Annotated in this window: 13 protein-coding genes; 1 reads left to right on the top strand and 12 read right to left on the bottom strand. The window is 63.8% G+C overall.

Annotated elements, in window-relative coordinates; translation table 11 throughout:
* Positions 1 to 71 precede the first annotated feature (71 nt).
* From FJ967_RS13035 to FJ967_RS12985, 11 genes are all read right to left on the bottom strand, one after another.
* The gene (locus tag FJ967_RS13035) at positions 72 to 1,253 is read right to left on the bottom strand and encodes an aldose 1-epimerase family protein (RefSeq protein ID WP_140732181.1); all 1,182 of its coding nucleotides are present in this window, start codon (positions 1,251 to 1,253) and stop codon (positions 72 to 74) included.
* A 10-nt stretch (positions 1,254 to 1,263) separates the two neighbouring features.
* Positions 1,264 to 2,040 carry an ATP-binding cassette domain-containing protein gene (locus FJ967_RS13030; protein ID WP_140732179.1) on the bottom strand — a complete coding sequence of 259 codons (777 nt, stop codon included), beginning with the start codon at positions 2,038 to 2,040 and terminating at the stop codon, positions 1,264 to 1,266.
* 2 nt (positions 2,041 to 2,042) lie between these two features.
* Entirely contained in the window at positions 2,043 to 3,047 is a 1,005-nt protein-coding gene (locus tag FJ967_RS13025; protein ID WP_246675268.1) for an ABC transporter permease, read from the bottom strand.
* Between the two features lie 56 nt (positions 3,048 to 3,103).
* Complete coding sequence (locus FJ967_RS13020) at positions 3,104 to 4,048, bottom strand: substrate-binding domain-containing protein (RefSeq protein WP_140732175.1); 945 nt, start codon at positions 4,046 to 4,048, stop codon at positions 3,104 to 3,106.
* A gap of 24 nt (positions 4,049 to 4,072) precedes the next feature.
* Positions 4,073 to 4,987 carry a sugar phosphate isomerase/epimerase gene (locus FJ967_RS13015; RefSeq protein ID WP_140732173.1) on the bottom strand — a complete coding sequence of 305 codons (915 nt, stop codon included), beginning with the start codon at positions 4,985 to 4,987 and terminating at the stop codon, positions 4,073 to 4,075.
* A gap of 55 nt (positions 4,988 to 5,042) precedes the next feature.
* Positions 5,043 to 6,128 carry a Gfo/Idh/MocA family oxidoreductase gene (locus tag FJ967_RS13010; RefSeq protein ID WP_140732171.1) on the bottom strand — a complete coding sequence of 362 codons (1,086 nt, stop codon included), beginning with the start codon at positions 6,126 to 6,128 and terminating at the stop codon, positions 5,043 to 5,045.
* A 35-nt stretch (positions 6,129 to 6,163) separates the two neighbouring features.
* Positions 6,164 to 7,240 (bottom strand): ABC transporter ATP-binding protein, encoded by a 1,077-nt coding sequence (locus FJ967_RS13005; protein WP_140732169.1) that lies wholly within the window; start codon positions 7,238 to 7,240, stop codon positions 6,164 to 6,166.
* 3 nt (positions 7,241 to 7,243) lie between these two features.
* Positions 7,244 to 8,335 (bottom strand): ABC transporter ATP-binding protein, encoded by a 1,092-nt coding sequence (locus tag FJ967_RS13000; RefSeq protein WP_140732167.1) that lies wholly within the window; start codon positions 8,333 to 8,335, stop codon positions 7,244 to 7,246.
* Positions 8,332 to 9,291: a sugar ABC transporter permease gene (locus FJ967_RS12995; RefSeq protein WP_140732165.1), complete on the bottom strand. Its 960-nt coding sequence runs from the start codon at positions 9,289 to 9,291 to the stop codon at positions 8,332 to 8,334. Before FJ967_RS12995 ends, FJ967_RS13000 begins: the two co-directional genes overlap by 4 nt.
* Entirely contained in the window at positions 9,288 to 10,148 is an 861-nt protein-coding gene (locus FJ967_RS12990) for a carbohydrate ABC transporter permease (RefSeq protein ID WP_015317068.1), read from the bottom strand. Before FJ967_RS12990 ends, FJ967_RS12995 begins: the two co-directional genes overlap by 4 nt.
* Before the next feature lie 81 nt (positions 10,149 to 10,229).
* Positions 10,230 to 11,843, bottom strand: a complete 1,614-nt coding sequence (locus FJ967_RS12985; protein ID WP_140732164.1) for an extracellular solute-binding protein — start codon at positions 11,841 to 11,843, stop codon at positions 10,230 to 10,232.
* A gap of 356 nt (positions 11,844 to 12,199) precedes the next feature.
* Between FJ967_RS12985 and FJ967_RS12980 the strand changes: the two genes are divergently transcribed.
* The gene (locus FJ967_RS12980) at positions 12,200 to 13,228 is read left to right on the top strand and encodes a LacI family DNA-binding transcriptional regulator (protein WP_140732162.1); all 1,029 of its coding nucleotides are present in this window, start codon (positions 12,200 to 12,202) and stop codon (positions 13,226 to 13,228) included.
* A 9-nt stretch (positions 13,229 to 13,237) separates the two neighbouring features.
* Here the strand turns inward: FJ967_RS12980 and FJ967_RS12975 are convergent, their stop codons facing one another.
* Positions 13,238 to 14,185, bottom strand: a complete 948-nt coding sequence (locus FJ967_RS12975; protein ID WP_140732160.1) for an ABC transporter substrate-binding protein — start codon at positions 14,183 to 14,185, stop codon at positions 13,238 to 13,240.
* Between the last annotated feature and the right edge of the window lie 173 nt (positions 14,186 to 14,358).

Here is a 14,358-nt window from a genome sequence, read left to right as displayed (position 1 = left end):
CCTCCAATCGTCGCGCAGCGCTGGCAATCCGGTCCGCCCGCCGGAGGGCTTGCATCGAATAGCTGTCGAGCTCATGTCCTGTCCGCCAGTCTTGGAAAATTGCCGGACGGCTGAGGATAATCCTGCTCGGGTTGTCGGGCGATAGCCGCGATCCTGGTTTCGGCCGCCGCGATTTCGCCGGCGCCGTCGAGAACCCGGAACGCCGCATCATAGGCTCGGCTCTCGCCGTGCTCCAGCCAGATCATCTCTCCGCGTTGGCGGGCGGCGAGATCGCCGAGCACATGGTGGGTCGAGGGCTCTATCCCCAGCGCGTATTGCCCGGCCTGGAAATTCTGCCACTGATAGGCGCAGGGCAACTGGTCCTTGCGCGTAACCAGTTCCAAACCGAGCCCGATGCGGTCGTTGACGACGGCCACCGGCACTTCGCCCTTCACGTCGGCATCCATCTCATGCTGCCAGACCTGCTCGCTGAAGCCGAGTTGCGGCGCCGGCGCCGTGCGATAACCGACCCTCTGCGCCTCATAGCGCTCGCCGGCATGGCCGGCCCAGATGACGTCGCGGATCGGCGCCAGATAACGGGAGCCCTCGTCCAGCAAGGGATGGCTGACATTGACGTGGTAGAAATACATATGCGGCGTGCGGTTGAAGCCGTGGTTGACGACGCGGTCGGACAGCCGGATCTCGTTGCCGCCGACATCGGCCTCGATGCGGCGGATCAGATGCAGATCCTCCGCGAATACCGCGGACTGCTGGACGACGCCTTCGGCCCACAGCACGCAGCGGTCGCCCTCCCAGCGCTCGCCATAGCCGGTCAGCCGCGCCGGGATCGTGCCGAGACGACCATGCAGCGAATGGGTTACGCTCTTCTTGCCGGGGTAATTGTAGGTCTCGGCCGGCACGTCCTCGCGGCCCAATATGTGGTCGAGCCCGCAGGTCACCAGCAGGCCGGAGAAGGAACGCGCCCAGGCCAGCCCCCCTTCCCCTTCATACTCGTGCAGCGCCGGATTGCGAAAGCCGCTCGGCGAATGCCAGCCGATCGCCTGGCCCTTGAAGTCGCAGTCGGCGATGTCGAGTGCCCGGTCGACCAGCGCGGTGAAGCGCAGGCCGGAACCGGTACGGAATTCGAGCATTCGGATGCCGCGCTCCACCCCGTCGCCGAGCGTCATCAGCCGCACGCCGGCGAATTGCGAAAGCATGCCGGATCGCTCGGCCACTTGCCGGCGCGACAGCGTCTTGCCGTAAAGCTCTACCATGCGGCGCCCTTCACTTTGCCCTCGCCTGCTTGAGCAGGGCCGACATGTCGGCGCCGGTGATCAGGCTTTCCACCGTCAAGAGGTCGGTATCGGCCACCGTCTGTTCGGCGACGATCTCGCCGCGCCGCATGACGACGATACGGTCGGCGACCTGGAAGACATGGTGGATGTTGTGGGTGATGAGCAGCACCGAATGCCCGGCGTCGCGCACCTCCTTGACGAAACGCAGCACGCCATGGGTCTCCTCGACGCCGAGATTGTTGGTCGGCTCGTCGAGGATGATGACCTTGGCGGCGAACTGCATGGCGCGCGAGATGGCGATCGACTGCCGCTCACCGCCCGAAAGCGTGCTGACCAGCGCGTCCGCATCGAGCTTCTTCGAGATGCCGACGCGCTTCAGCAGCGCCGAGGCGGCATTGCGCAATTTGGCGAGGTCGAGCGGCGCGAACACGCCGAGCCAGCCGAAGTTGACCGGCTCCCTGCCGAGGAAAAGATTGCGCGCGATGCTGAGGTCCGGCGCCAGCGACGTGTCCTGGTGGATGGTCTCGATGCCGAGGTCCATCGCATCCCGGGTCGAGCGGATCGACACCTTCTCGCCGCGCACATAGATGTCGCCGCGGTCGACGGGAAACACACCCGAGATTGCCTTGATCAGCGTCGATTTGCCAGCGCCGTTGTCGCCGAGCAGCGCCACCACCTCGCCTTCCCGCAGTGTCAGCGAGGCATTTTTCAGCGCCCGCACGCTGCCGAAGGATTTTTGCAGATTCTGCAGTCGGAGCATGTCCATTGTCAGCCGCTTGCGGCGTTCTTCTGCAGCAAAGCGTGCAGGATGAGCATGGCGAGGATGATCAGACCGACGAAGATGTTGTAGGCGAGCCCCGGCACGCCGATCAGCACGATGCCGTTGCGAATGGCGCGCAGCATCAGCGCGCCGACGATGGTGCCGAGGATCGTGCCACGTCCGCCGGTCAGCGCCGTGCCGCCGACGACCACCATGGCGATGACCTCCAGCTCGTAGCCGGTGCCGGCCACCGGCGAGGCAGCGGAGATGCGGAAGGCGCTGATCATCCCGGCAAGGCCTGCCAGAACCGACGTCGCGATAAACAACCAGATCTTTACGGCATCGGCCGGTACGCCGCGCGCCACCGCCGCATTGTGGTTGGAGCCGATGGCGCTGATCCAGTTGCCGAGCTTGGCGTAGCGCAGGACATAGATCGCAAACAGCGACAGGCCGATGAACCACCACAGCGAGGTGTAGAAGCGGAACGAGCCGACATTGAAGCTGCCGGCGAGCAGCGTCACGAAGAAGCCGGGCTGATCCCAGGATTTCAATGGAAAGCCCTGCGTGATGTAGAGGGCCGCCCCGCGCACGACGAGCAGCATCGACAGCGTGACCAGGAAGGACGAGATGCCGATCTTGGTGACGATCAGCCCGTTGATCGCGCCGATCGCGATGCACAGCACAAGTCCAGCCAGCAGCGCGACGCCGATATCGACACCGGCGTTCTGGACCAACAGCATCACCACCACCGGTGCCAGGCCAAACACCGCGCCGACGGACAGGTCGAATTCGCCGGCCGTCAACAGCAGCGTCATGCCGAGCGCGATGATGCCGAGCTCGGGCAGGAAGGCCATCATATTGGAGATGTTGAGCGGCGACAAGAAATTGGCGTCGGCGACCGCGAAGACCACGAGAAGAACGACCAGGATGATGAGCGATGAGAATTGCGGCGAGCGCATCAGGCTCGCTCTGCGTTTCCCGACAGGCATTTCGTCTTCTGCGGCGATCGTCATGACTGTTTGAACCATGCTTGAAGACGCCCGCCGCTTTCACGGCGGGCGTTGCTTTCTCACTTCTTGTCGTAGAGCTTCAGGATCGGGTCGACGCTGGAGGCGTCGTAAAGACCGAAGGTGTGGATGTCGTAGCCGATCGGCTCGCCCGAGGCGGCGAGACCGAGCAGCGCCACAGGCATGAAGCCTTGCGCCGACGGATATTGCCAGGCTGCGGCATTGACGAAGCCGTCCTTGACGGCCTGCGCCGTCTCCTTCGAATTGCCCCAGCCGACGACCGGGATCTTGCCGGCCGGCACGCCGGCGCCGTCGAAGACGCGCTTGACGCTGGCCGCCACGGAATCGCCGAGCGCAATGATCGCCGGCGGATTGTTGGCGACCATGTAGTCGGTCATCTTGGCGATGATGCCGGCCGGATCGGTGCCGCAATCGACGACGTCATATTTGATCCCCAACGGATCGAAAACGCTGGCGATGCCTTCGGTTTCCAGCTGCTGATAGCTGGCGCCGGGAACCTCGACCGGCAGGAACACCTTGTCGCCCTGCTTCACCATCTTGTGGTCGACGAGATATTTCGCCCAGATCGCGCCAGCCTCCTTGAGATCGGCGCCGACATAGGCCTGGCGGCCTGTCGCCGGATCGTCCGTGTTGAAGAACACGATCGGGATGCCGGCCGCCTTCGCCGCCTTGACTTCCTCGGTCCACAGGCCGGGCTGCGCCGAGGTGGTGGCAATGCCGTCGGGCTTGGCCGCCAATGCCGAGTTGAAAGCTTCCTTCTGCGCCGCCATGTCGCCGCCGCTGAAGGAGATCTTGCAGGTCACCTTGAGCTGGTCACAGGCGTTGGTGGCACCGGCATTCCAGTCGATCCAGAAGGCATCGGAAGGCCCGCCATGCGACAGCAGATAAAAGGTCTTCTGGCCGTCAGCAGCCTGCGCGGTCGAGCCGAACGCGACGCCGGCAAGCACCGTCGCGGCGGCCGCCAATTTCAATGCGAATTTCAACACTCTTTCCTCCCTTGTTTCGAGCCATCAAAGCCCGTTGGCGCGGAACTTCCCGTCGAGGAATTTTTTGGCGCGCGGCACGTCGTCTTCCGACAGATGCTCGATGATGACCGGGATGTTCGGATGCTTCTCCGCCAGCCGCTTGAGATAGAGGTCGTAGTTGAGCGAGCCGAGACCCGGCGCCGGCAGTTCGATCTCGCCAACGCCGCGGAACGTGTGGCTCTCCATCGCATCGGCATCGCCGATATCGGCATGCTTCTCCGACTTGTCGTCGCCCGAGCGCTTGACGTCCTTGGCGTGGGCTATTCTGATCTTGTCGGTCAGCGTGTCGAACACCTGGTTCAGGATCTGGTCCATCCTGTCGATGTTGTGGGTCTCGAAATAGTTGGTCGGGTCCATCAACAGGCCAAGACCGGGATGATCGACCTGCGCGAACATCTTCACCGTCTCCTCGACAGAGCCGACGACGTTGTTGACATAGGTCTCCAGCAGGAAGACCGCGCCATGGTCATAGGCCGTCTGGGCGAGGTCGGCGATCACCTTGCGGCATTCCTCGAAGCCTTCCTCGGTCTTGTTCTTGGGATGATGCACCCAGTCGGACTCGGTGTTGTAAGTGCCGGTCTCCGAGATCACGTAAGGCGAGCCGAAATCGCGCGCGTTGCGGATGATCTCCTTGAGATAGCCGACGCGCTTGTCACGCTCGGCCTTGTCGGGATGGATGATGTTGGTGTAGCCCGACACGCAGCAGACCGGCAGATTGTGGTCGCGGAAGACATCGCGCACCTTCTTGGCCTTGTCCTTGGTGATCTGGCCGGCCGACAGGTCGACATCCCTGAAATGCAGGTCGAGCTGCACCGTGTTGAAACCGAGGCCGCGGATCTTCTTCGCCGTCTCTTCAAGGCCGTACGGGAAATAGCCCGTGAAAATACCTGCCTGCATCATGGTGTGAATTCCTCCCTGTAAGCGATTCAGTTGTCTGGTGTTTCGGTTGCGGTGATCAGATAGCGATCTCGGAAAGTTTTACGGTGCGTCCCGACGCCATCGAGCGGTAGCCCGCTTCGACCAGCGCCATGGTCTTGACGTTGTCGGCGACGGAAAGCGCCGGCGGCGTGCCGGTCTTCACCGCGTGCTGGAGCTGTTCCATGACGCCGATGAAGGCATGTGGGAACCACATCGTCTCCCAACTCGGGCTCACCCATTCGCCGCCGGTCGTCTCGGCCGACGCATAGGTCAGCGTCGAGGCAGCACCGGTCGGCCAGCCGATCGTGCCCTTGGCGACGCCCTTGGTGCCGTCGACGCGCCAGTTGATGTGCTGGTCGTCCTTGTAGCCGTCCTGGCGCGGGCCGGACCAGACATCCTCCAGCGACACGGCAAGCACGCCGGAGGGGAACCGCAGCGTCGAGACGGTGATGCCGTCGGAGTGGTCGAATGTCGTGCGCGGGTCTTTCCGGGTGAGTGTCGTGATCTCATCGGGATCGCCGAACAGGAAACGCAGCACGTCCAGGTGGTGCACGCTCATATTGGCGAGCGTCAGCCGGTCGTAACCCTGCAGGAAAGTCTGCCAGTGCGGGATGGCATGCATATCGATCTGGGCGAAGACGATGTCGCCTAGCGCGCCGCTGTCTATGATCTGCTTCAGCACGCGCATCGACTGGTCGTAGCGCATGTTCTGGTTAACCGAGAGGATCTTGCCGGCCTTCGCCGCCTCGTCGCGCAGCTTGACGGCCTCCTCGACCGACAGCGCCAGCGGCTTCTGCGCCAGGATCGCCTTGATGTGCTTCTGCTTCAGCGCGTGGCGGATCAGCGCCGGTTGCTGGTCCGGCGGAAAGGCAAGGTCGATAATGTCGACATTGGCGTCCTCGATGAGTTGTTCCGGCGTATCGTGCACCGTCGGGATGCCCCAGCGTGCGGCGACCTTCTGCGCATTCGCCCTGGTGCGCGAAGCGATCGCCACAACCGGAAAGCCTGCTTCATGATAGGCGGCCAGATGGCACTCGGCCATGATCATGCCGGCGCCGACGCAGCCGATCCGATATTCCTTTGTGCGGACCTTCACGTCCGGCTCGAAATCCTTGCCTGTCATGCCTTCCTCCCGAAACTCTGTCCTCGCGGCAACCGTCATCTCGCCAACGCGCTCCCGCCCTGTCCGAAATAATGCACGCGGGCCGGCTCGCAGGATATTGCCACCATCGCGTCGGGCCTGATGTCGGGCTGGCCGCGCAACAGCGCCTTGAGTCGCGCCTGCCCGGCGGCGAGCGTCACCACGGTGTAGCCGCCAAGCGGCTCGACCTCGAACACCCGCGCGGGGCGGCCCGGGCCCCCGTCCGCCGTCTCATTGCCCGTCCATGGCTTGACCTTGATGTCCTCCGGCCTCAGTCCGATCTCGATCGCCTCGGCCGGGGCCGCGCGGTCGGCGATGCGGACCGTTCCTTCGGCAGCTTCGACGCCGCCGTCGCCACGAACGGATTTCAGGATGTTCATGACCGGCGAACCGAGCAGCCGCGCCACATAGGTGCTGGCCGGACGGTCGTAGATTTCCGCCGGCGCGCCGATCTGCCTGATCCGGCCATTGTCCAGTATGGCGATCCGGTCGGCGATCGACATCGCCTCTTCCTGGTCGTGCGTGACATAGACCAGCGTCTTGCCGAGGTCGCGCTGGATACGCTTCAGCTCGACGCGCGTCTCCTCGCGCAGCCGCGCATCGAGCGCCGAGATCGGGTCGTCCATCAGATAGGCGTTGGGATCGCGCACCAGCGCGCGCGCGATCGCCACGCGCTGCCGCTCGCCGCCCGAAAGCTGCGCCGGCGGCTTGTGCAGGATATGGCCGATATGCAGCTTGGCCGCGACATCGGCGACGCGTCGCTTGATGTCGACATCGGCGACTTTGCGTTCGACCAGCGGGAAGCGGACATTGTCGAGCGCGCTCATATGCGGGAACAGCGCCAGGTTCTGGAACACCATGGCGACGTTGCGTTCGGCCGGCGATACCGTGTTGACCGGCTTGCCGCCGATCAGGATTTCCCCGGCATCCGGCGTCTCCAGCCCCAGTATCAGGCGCAGGATCGTCGATTTACCAGACAGCGGCGGACCGAAGAAGCAGAAGAACTCGTTGTCGTTGACCGTGAACGACGCATCCTCGACGGCAAGCATCGCGCCGTAGCTTTTGCTGACATTGCGGAAGACGATATCGGCCATGGTTCAATCCGCCCTTATCGCGATGCCGCTGGCGGCATCGAAGACGCGTACCGATGCCGCCATGGGCGCGACGGTCGCGGTCTGCCCGATCGAGAGCCCGACATCGTTCTCAAAGACCGCCTTCACGGCGCTTTCGCCCTCGCCGAGATGAACGATGGTACGGGCACCGATGCGCTCGACGAAGGTGACGGACATGGCCAGCCCGCGCCCCCCTTGCGCCAGGGCGACCTGCTCCGGCCGGAAACCGTAGAGCACGTCGCTGCGCGCGCCGCGCAAGCTGGTCGCCAGTTCATCCGGCAGCGGCGGCGTCACACCCAGCGGGCCGAGATCGACGACCAGTCCGCGGTCGCTTTCGGCCGGCCTGCCCTTGATGAGATTCATGCCCGGCGCGCCGATGAAGCGGGCGACGAAGACATTGGCCGGATTGTTGTAGACTTCGAGCGGCGTGCCGACCTGCTGCAGCACGCCATGATCCATGACAGCGATACGGTCGGCCATGGTCATCGCCTCGAGCTGGTCGTGGGTGACGTAGACCATGGTCTGCCTGAATTGCCGCTGCAGCTGTTTCAGCTCGGTGCGCATCACCGCCCGGAAAGCCGCGTCGACATTGGACAGCGGCTCGTCGAGCAGGAAGATCGCCGGCTCCATGATCGCCGAACGGCCAATCGCCACGCGCTGCAGGATATTGACCGAAAGCCGGTCCGCCTTGCGGTCCAGCAGCGGCGAAAGCTGCAGCAATTCGGCAATCGCGCCGACGCGGCGATCGACCTCGGCTTTGGCGGCGCCGCGCATCCTCGGCCCGTAGGCGAGGTTCTGGCGCACGCTCATATGGGTGAAGATCGCATAGTTCTGGAACACGAAGCCGACGCCGCGCCGGCCCATCGGCACGCCGGCCATGTCGCGCTCGCCGAACAGAATCTTGCCGCTGGTCGGCTCTTCCATGCCGGCGATCATGTTCATTGTCGTCGACTTGCCGCAGCCCGACGGCCCGAGCAGCGCCATGAACTCGCCGTCCGCTATCTCGAGATCCATGGTCTTCAGCGCGGTGAAGTCGCCGAATGTCTTGGTCAGGTGTTTGAGCTGGATCGCGCTCATGCCGGCACCTGCCTTCCTCGCGCCATGCGTTTCATGGCGAACACGGCAACGATGGAAAGCACGATCAGGATGGCGAGCGCGATCGCCGCGACATAACCCCAGATCAGGTCCTGGGTGGTGACCTTGTAGATGTAGACGGAGATCGTCTCGGTGGCGACGCCGGGGCCGCCGCCGGTCATGATGTAGAGCGTGTCGAAGATCTTGAAGTTCTCGATCACCCGGATCGCCAGCGCGATGACGATGATCGTCTTCATCTTCGGCAGCACGATGGTGGTGAAGCGCTGCCACGGATTGGCGCCGAGCAGTGTCGCCGCCTTGATCTGGTCCTCCGGCACGCCGACGAGGCCTGCAAGCAGGATCAGGAACATCAGCGGCGTCCACTGCCAGATGTCGGCGATCATCACCGCGATCAATGCCAGCGTCGGGTCCGACAGCCACGCGATGGTGACTTGGGTTCCCGTGACGGCGGACAGGATGTCGTTCACCGGGCCGCCCGACTGGAACAGCATGAAGAACATGTAGCCGGCGACCGCGGGCACCACCATCATCGGCATCAGCAGGATCGAATAGAAGATGCGCTTGCCGGGAAAATCGTCGGCGAACAACGTTGCCAGCGCGAGACCCAACAGGAACTCGGCCGGCACGCAGACGACCATGACGATCGCGGTGCGCTTCAGCGCGCTCCAGAAGCGCGTGTCCGCCACGAGATCGGTGTAGTTGGCGAAGCTGTTCCACATCTCCCAGGCGTTCCACCAGCCGAGGCCCGAGAGCGGCGACCAGTCGGTGACGCTGATGTATAGCTGCATCAGGAGCGGAAAGGCCGAGATGAACAGCACCAGTATCTGCGCGGGCAAGGTCAGACGAAAGCCGAGCCGCGCTCCCTCGTCGCGCGAGACCGGCTTGCCGCGCACGGCATTCATCGCGTCCTCCGAAATCGTTGCGGCCACGGCGCTCATTGCTTGAGCGCCCCGAAAGTCAGCCCGCGCACCAGATGGCGCTGGATGGCGATGCCCATGATGACCGGCGGCACGGCGGCAATGAGCCCGAGGGCCGCCTTGGCGCCATAGAGCTGGCCTGTCATCGAGGACGACAGCGACGCCATGTAGACGGGGATCGTCACCCATTCGCGCGTCGTCAGAAGCAGCGCGATCAGATAATCCGACCAGTTGAGGATGAACACGAAGAGCGCGGCGCTCGCCAGCGGCGCACGCATCATTGGCAGCGTGATGCGGGTGAAGACGCGCAGCCGCGAGCAGCCTTCGACCAGCGCGGCTTCCTCGATCTCGCGCGGCATGTCGTCGAAGAAGGTCTTCATCAGCCAGAAGGCGAACGGCAAGGTGACGATGCCATAGATCAGCGCCAGGCCCCACCAGCTGTCGGTGAAATTGAGGAACGCCCACATGATCATCACAGGGATCATGACCGCCATTGGCGGAAACAACCTGAGCTGGATCAGCGCCAGCGGCAGGTTCTGGCCGGAACCGAACCGCGACAGGCCATAGGCGGCGGCCGTGCCGGCCGACATGGCGATCGCGGTGCCGAACACCGCCGACAGCAGCGACGACAGGATCGGCTTCAGCGCGGTGCGGTCGAGCGCGACGATCAGATTGTTGGTCGACTCGCCGAACACGAACTGGAAATTGCTGAGCGTCGGGTTCTTCGGCCACCATGTCAGGTCCGCGCCGGTCGCCGACCATTCGGCGATCGGCTTGAAGGCCATCGACACCATCCACAGGATCGGCACCAGCGTGACCGCCATCGCCGCGAGGATCGCGGCGTAGCGGAATATCTCGAAAGGAACTGAACGCTTCATCTGGCTGCTTTTGCTGGTGGCGTTGATGCGGAGGGGAAGAGCTTTCGCCCCTCCCCTCCGGCTCTGATCCAGGGAGATGGATCAGCTGATTGGATCGAGAACGGTCGGCCATGCCTCCTTGTTGGTCCTGATGGCTTCGAGCAATTTGTCCTCGCCGATGCGCCGGGCGATCTTCTTCCATTCGGCCTCGGTGTCGGCCATCGCCTGCTCCGCCGTCTTGGCCTTGGTCAGCGAGGCCATGAGGTTTTCGTCAAGCGCATTGTGGAAGGCGGTGGCGCCGGGATAGTTGATGGTCGGCACCGTGCGGGCGACCGTCTCGCGCACCACGTCCATGTGGTAGGCATGGTAGGTCTGGCGAACCAGCGGATCGGAGAAATCCGAAAGCCGGAACGGATCGAGATAACCGCCGGGATTGGCGCTCATCCAGGCGTAGATGCGGGCCGAGCCCAGCCATTGCAGCAGGAGATAGGCGGCCTCCTGGTTCTTCGACTGCGACGAGACCATGCCGGTCAGCGAGAACCACAACACGGAGCGGCTGATCAGCTTGCCGTCGATCTCGCGGCCGGGCGGCAGCATCGTGCCGACCTTGCCGGTGACCTTCGAATCCTTGTTGCCGGCATTGTCGAGGAATTTCGGCAGGTTGGAAAAGGCGCAGGTCATCGCCGCACCACCCTTGGCGAAATTGCCGTACTGCTCCGGCCAGCCCCACGAGATCGCATCGGGCGAATGATGGACGAGCGACTCGACATATTCGCTGGTGGCGGCGATGCCGTGTTCGGAATTGATCAGCGGCTTGCCGTCGTCACCGAACAGGAACTGGTTGGGCGAGGCCATCGAGACGTAACGTTGGTACCAGTTGGTATAGCCCCAGCCCTGGTTGCGCAGGTCGGTCGAGCCGAACAAGCCCTTGTCCGGACGCTGGAAGAAGGCCGCGACATCGCTGTGCTGTTTCCAGGTCTTCGGTGGCGCCAGATCGTAGCCGTATTTGTCCTTGAAAGCCTTTTTCTCGGCCTCGTCGCCGAACAGGTCGGTGCGGTAGACCCAGGTCTGGAAGTCGCCGTCCAGCGACACGCCATAGTTCGAGCCGCGATACTTGTTGAGCAGCGACACGCCCTTGGCGCCGTCGACATAGCCGGTCTTGGGATCGTCCCATTCGGGCTTGTACTGGGCAACGAAGTCGTCGAGCTTGGCGATGCCGCCGGTCTCGGCAAGGTCGCCAAGGCGGTTCCACTCGGTCGAATAGATGTCATAGGCTCCACCCTTGGTGGAGATGTCCTGCATCGTCTTGGTGAATTCCTGACCGTTCGGCAGGCCGACGATCTCGATCGGGATGCCCGTCTCCTTTTCCCACAGATCCTTGATCGACGGCGCGCCGGCCGGGAAAGGCTGGGTGAGTTGGCCGATCGAGCCATCCGAGAGGCCGAGCACGATCTTGGCCGGCGCCTTGCCGGCGCCCTTCATTGCCTTTGCGGCCTCGACGGCGCGGCCTTCCGGCGTGTCGGCGCCATACTGATAACGCTCGGCGCCCTCGAAACCGGTCGGCCCGCCGATCATGCCGGGCGCCAGTGCGTCAGCGGCATAAGCGCGGCCGGGGCGAATGAATTGCGGTGCGATACCTGTCGCCGCGACGAACACCGCGGCCTTTCCTCCGGACGCCAGCAGCCGGCGCCGCGAGATGCGGATCAGATCAGACATTCGAATTCCTCCCTCAGGGCCAACGTTTCCTCCACGAGCCCATGAGGGATATTGACGGCAGTATCGGAAGGCTGTCAACATCATAAATAGTCAAAACACCTCACAATATCGCAATGAGGCGAGAGAATGCGTCATACCGGGGTCCATACATCTCTCCAGATGCCTCGATTTGATGGGAAATGCGCTTTTCCGCCCCGACATGATCGTACCGGGCGAGCTGATTTAGCCCGGCGGCTTGCACATCGGCCAAGGCCGGATACATCATTTCCCATCAGAATCGCGGATAGCGATGCATTGGCTGCATTGGACCGGCAGCCGGCATTGCGTGATCCTGATGCATTGAGGAGATGAAGACGGTGCGTTCCACCCTGACCGACATAGCCCGGGAAGCCGGCGTCTCCGCCGCCACCGTCGATCGCGTGCTCAACAACCGCCCCGGCGTGCGGGCGCGCACCCGCGAGATCGTGCTCGAAATGGCGCAGCGCCTCGGTTACATCGCCGAGAGCCCGCACGGAGCGCCGCCGAGGCCCTCGCCCGGCGAGGTCATCCGGCTCGACTTCGCGCTGCCGGCCGGCACCAACTCCTTCATCAAGATGCTGCATCGTCAGATCGAGGCGCAGGCGCTGGCGCGCCCCGATCTCGATGTCCATATCGCCACCATAGAAGGCTTCAATCCCGATCGACTCGCCCGCCTGCTGCAGGAATTGCGCGGCCAGACGCAAGGCGTCGGCGTCATCGCGCTCGACCATCCGACGGTCCGCGAGGCGATCCGCTCGCTCTCGGCCAACGACGTCAAGGTGGTGACCATCGCCTCCGATATCCTGCATGTGCCGAGGGTCGCCTATATCGGCATCGACAACCGCGCCGCCGGACGCCTGGCCGGCTATCTGCTCAACCGTTTCATGGGCTCGGGCCGTCCCGGCAAGGTGGCGCTGTTCGCCGGCTCGCTCTCCTATCGCGGCCATGAGGAACGAGAGATGGGATTCCGGCACATACTGACCGAGGAATCGCCCAATCTGGAGATCGTCGAAATGCGCGAAATGCTCGACGACCGCGAGAAGGCCTATTCTGAGGCCTCGGCCCTTCTGGAGCGCCACCCCGACCTTGCCGCCATCTACAATGTCGGCGCCGGCAACACCGGCATCGCCCGCGCGCTCAAGGAACGGGGCCGAGCGCAATCGATGGTCTTCCTCGGCCACGAGGCGACGGACGGCACCAAGGAACTGCTGCTCGACGGCACGCTCGACGCGGTCATCGACCAGAACCCGCGCGTCGAGGCGCGCGAGGCGCTCAACATCCTGACCCATGCCGTGCGCGGACTGCCCTATGAACTGCACCAGCCCAGGCTGCAGGTGATCTTCAAGGAGAACATTCCGGAGATCTGACCGCCAGTTCTAATCGACGGTCTCCGGATAGAGCGCCTTCGCCAGGTCGCGGATCGCGTCCGCCGTGCGTGGGCCGAAACCGATCATGTAGGCGCCGTCGAGCACCACCAGCGCCTTGTTTGCCGCCGCCGGGGTCGTCGCCAGCGCCCGGTTGGAGAACACCTGCTCCGGCGTCGGGCCGCCCTTGCCGTCGCTCATCATCACAATCACGTCGGGCGCCATCTCGACCAGCTTTTCCTCCGACGCCGCCTTGTAGCCTTGCACGACGTCCATCGGGTTGAGGCCACCGGCATAGCGGATGATGGCGTCGGCCGAAGTGCCGGCGCCGGCGGCACTCAGCTTTACCAGCCCGTGAAAGAACACCACCTTCTTGCGCCGCTCCGGCGGGATTTTTGCAGCCAGGTCGGCCGCTGCCTGAAAGGCGCCGAGCACGTCCGCCGACACCGACTTGCCCTTGTCCTCGAGCCCCAGACTGGCCGCGACCAGCGTGATCTTGCGCTCGATGCCTTGCGGGGTGTTGTCCTGCGGGATGAAGACGATCGGGATCGCCAGCGACTTCAGCACCTCGACCGCCTCGGGCGGTCCGCTGTCCTCGGCGGCCAGGATCAGGTCGGGCCGCAGGCCCGCCAATCCCTCGACAGACAGCTGGCGGCGGTAGCCGACATTGGGCTTCCCGGTCACTTCGGGCGGATATTTGCTGCCCCGGTCGACAGCGATGATGCGCTCGCCGGCGCCAAGCGCGAAAACGATCTCGGTGACATCGGAACCAAGCGTCAGGATTCGCGTGGCTGGCCCCGGCGCGACAGTTCGTCCCAGCGCATCGACGACGGTCTCCGCGGCCATGGCCTTGAAGCCGCAGGACGGCGCCAGCACCGACAGCGCCAGAAACAGCATCGCTGCCAGCCTGCCCGGCTGGAACCATGGCATCCGTCCAGCCCCATCCAAACCACCAGCCATGTTTTGCTCCTTGCCCAAATGCATTTTCGACGATGGGTTGGCCTATAAATTTAAAGTTGACTTGTGTCATCATGTTTTAATATGTGACCCCTGCCCCGGCCGTTTCGGTCGCGGGATTTCAATCATGCCAGCCAGGGCCGTTCAGCCGCCGCCAGCAGTTTGCTTTGCTTGGG

The sequence above is a fragment of the Mesorhizobium sp. B2-3-4 genome (genome assembly GCF_006442315.1).
Classification (GTDB): domain Bacteria; phylum Pseudomonadota; class Alphaproteobacteria; order Rhizobiales; family Rhizobiaceae; genus Mesorhizobium.
Note: the sequence above shows the minus strand (reverse complement) of the source record. Positions and strands in the feature narration are given on the sequence as shown.

Coding starts and splice junctions, on each gene's coding strand:
- FJ967_RS12975 (WP_140732160.1), bottom strand. CDS start 14,185: ATGGCTGGTGGTTTGGATGGGGCTGGACGGATGCCATGGTTCCAGCCG.
- FJ967_RS13025 (WP_246675268.1), bottom strand. CDS start 3,047: ATGACGATCGCCGCAGAAGACGAAATGCCTGTCGGGAAACGCAGAGCG.
- FJ967_RS13010 (WP_140732171.1), bottom strand. CDS start 6,128: ATGACAGGCAAGGATTTCGAGCCGGACGTGAAGGTCCGCACAAAGGAA.
- FJ967_RS12990 (WP_015317068.1), bottom strand. CDS start 10,148: ATGAAGCGTTCAGTTCCTTTCGAGATATTCCGCTACGCCGCGATCCTC.
- FJ967_RS13005 (WP_140732169.1), bottom strand. CDS start 7,240: ATGGCCGATATCGTCTTCCGCAATGTCAGCAAAAGCTACGGCGCGATG.
- FJ967_RS13030 (WP_140732179.1), bottom strand. CDS start 2,040: ATGGACATGCTCCGACTGCAGAATCTGCAAAAATCCTTCGGCAGCGTG.
- FJ967_RS12985 (WP_140732164.1), bottom strand. CDS start 11,843: ATGTCTGATCTGATCCGCATCTCGCGGCGCCGGCTGCTGGCGTCCGGA.
- FJ967_RS13035 (WP_140732181.1), bottom strand. CDS start 1,253: ATGGTAGAGCTTTACGGCAAGACGCTGTCGCGCCGGCAAGTGGCCGAG.
- FJ967_RS13015 (WP_140732173.1), bottom strand. CDS start 4,987: ATGATGCAGGCAGGTATTTTCACGGGCTATTTCCCGTACGGCCTTGAA.
- FJ967_RS12995 (WP_140732165.1), bottom strand. CDS start 9,291: ATGAGCGCCGTGGCCGCAACGATTTCGGAGGACGCGATGAATGCCGTG.
- FJ967_RS13000 (WP_140732167.1), bottom strand. CDS start 8,335: ATGAGCGCGATCCAGCTCAAACACCTGACCAAGACATTCGGCGACTTC.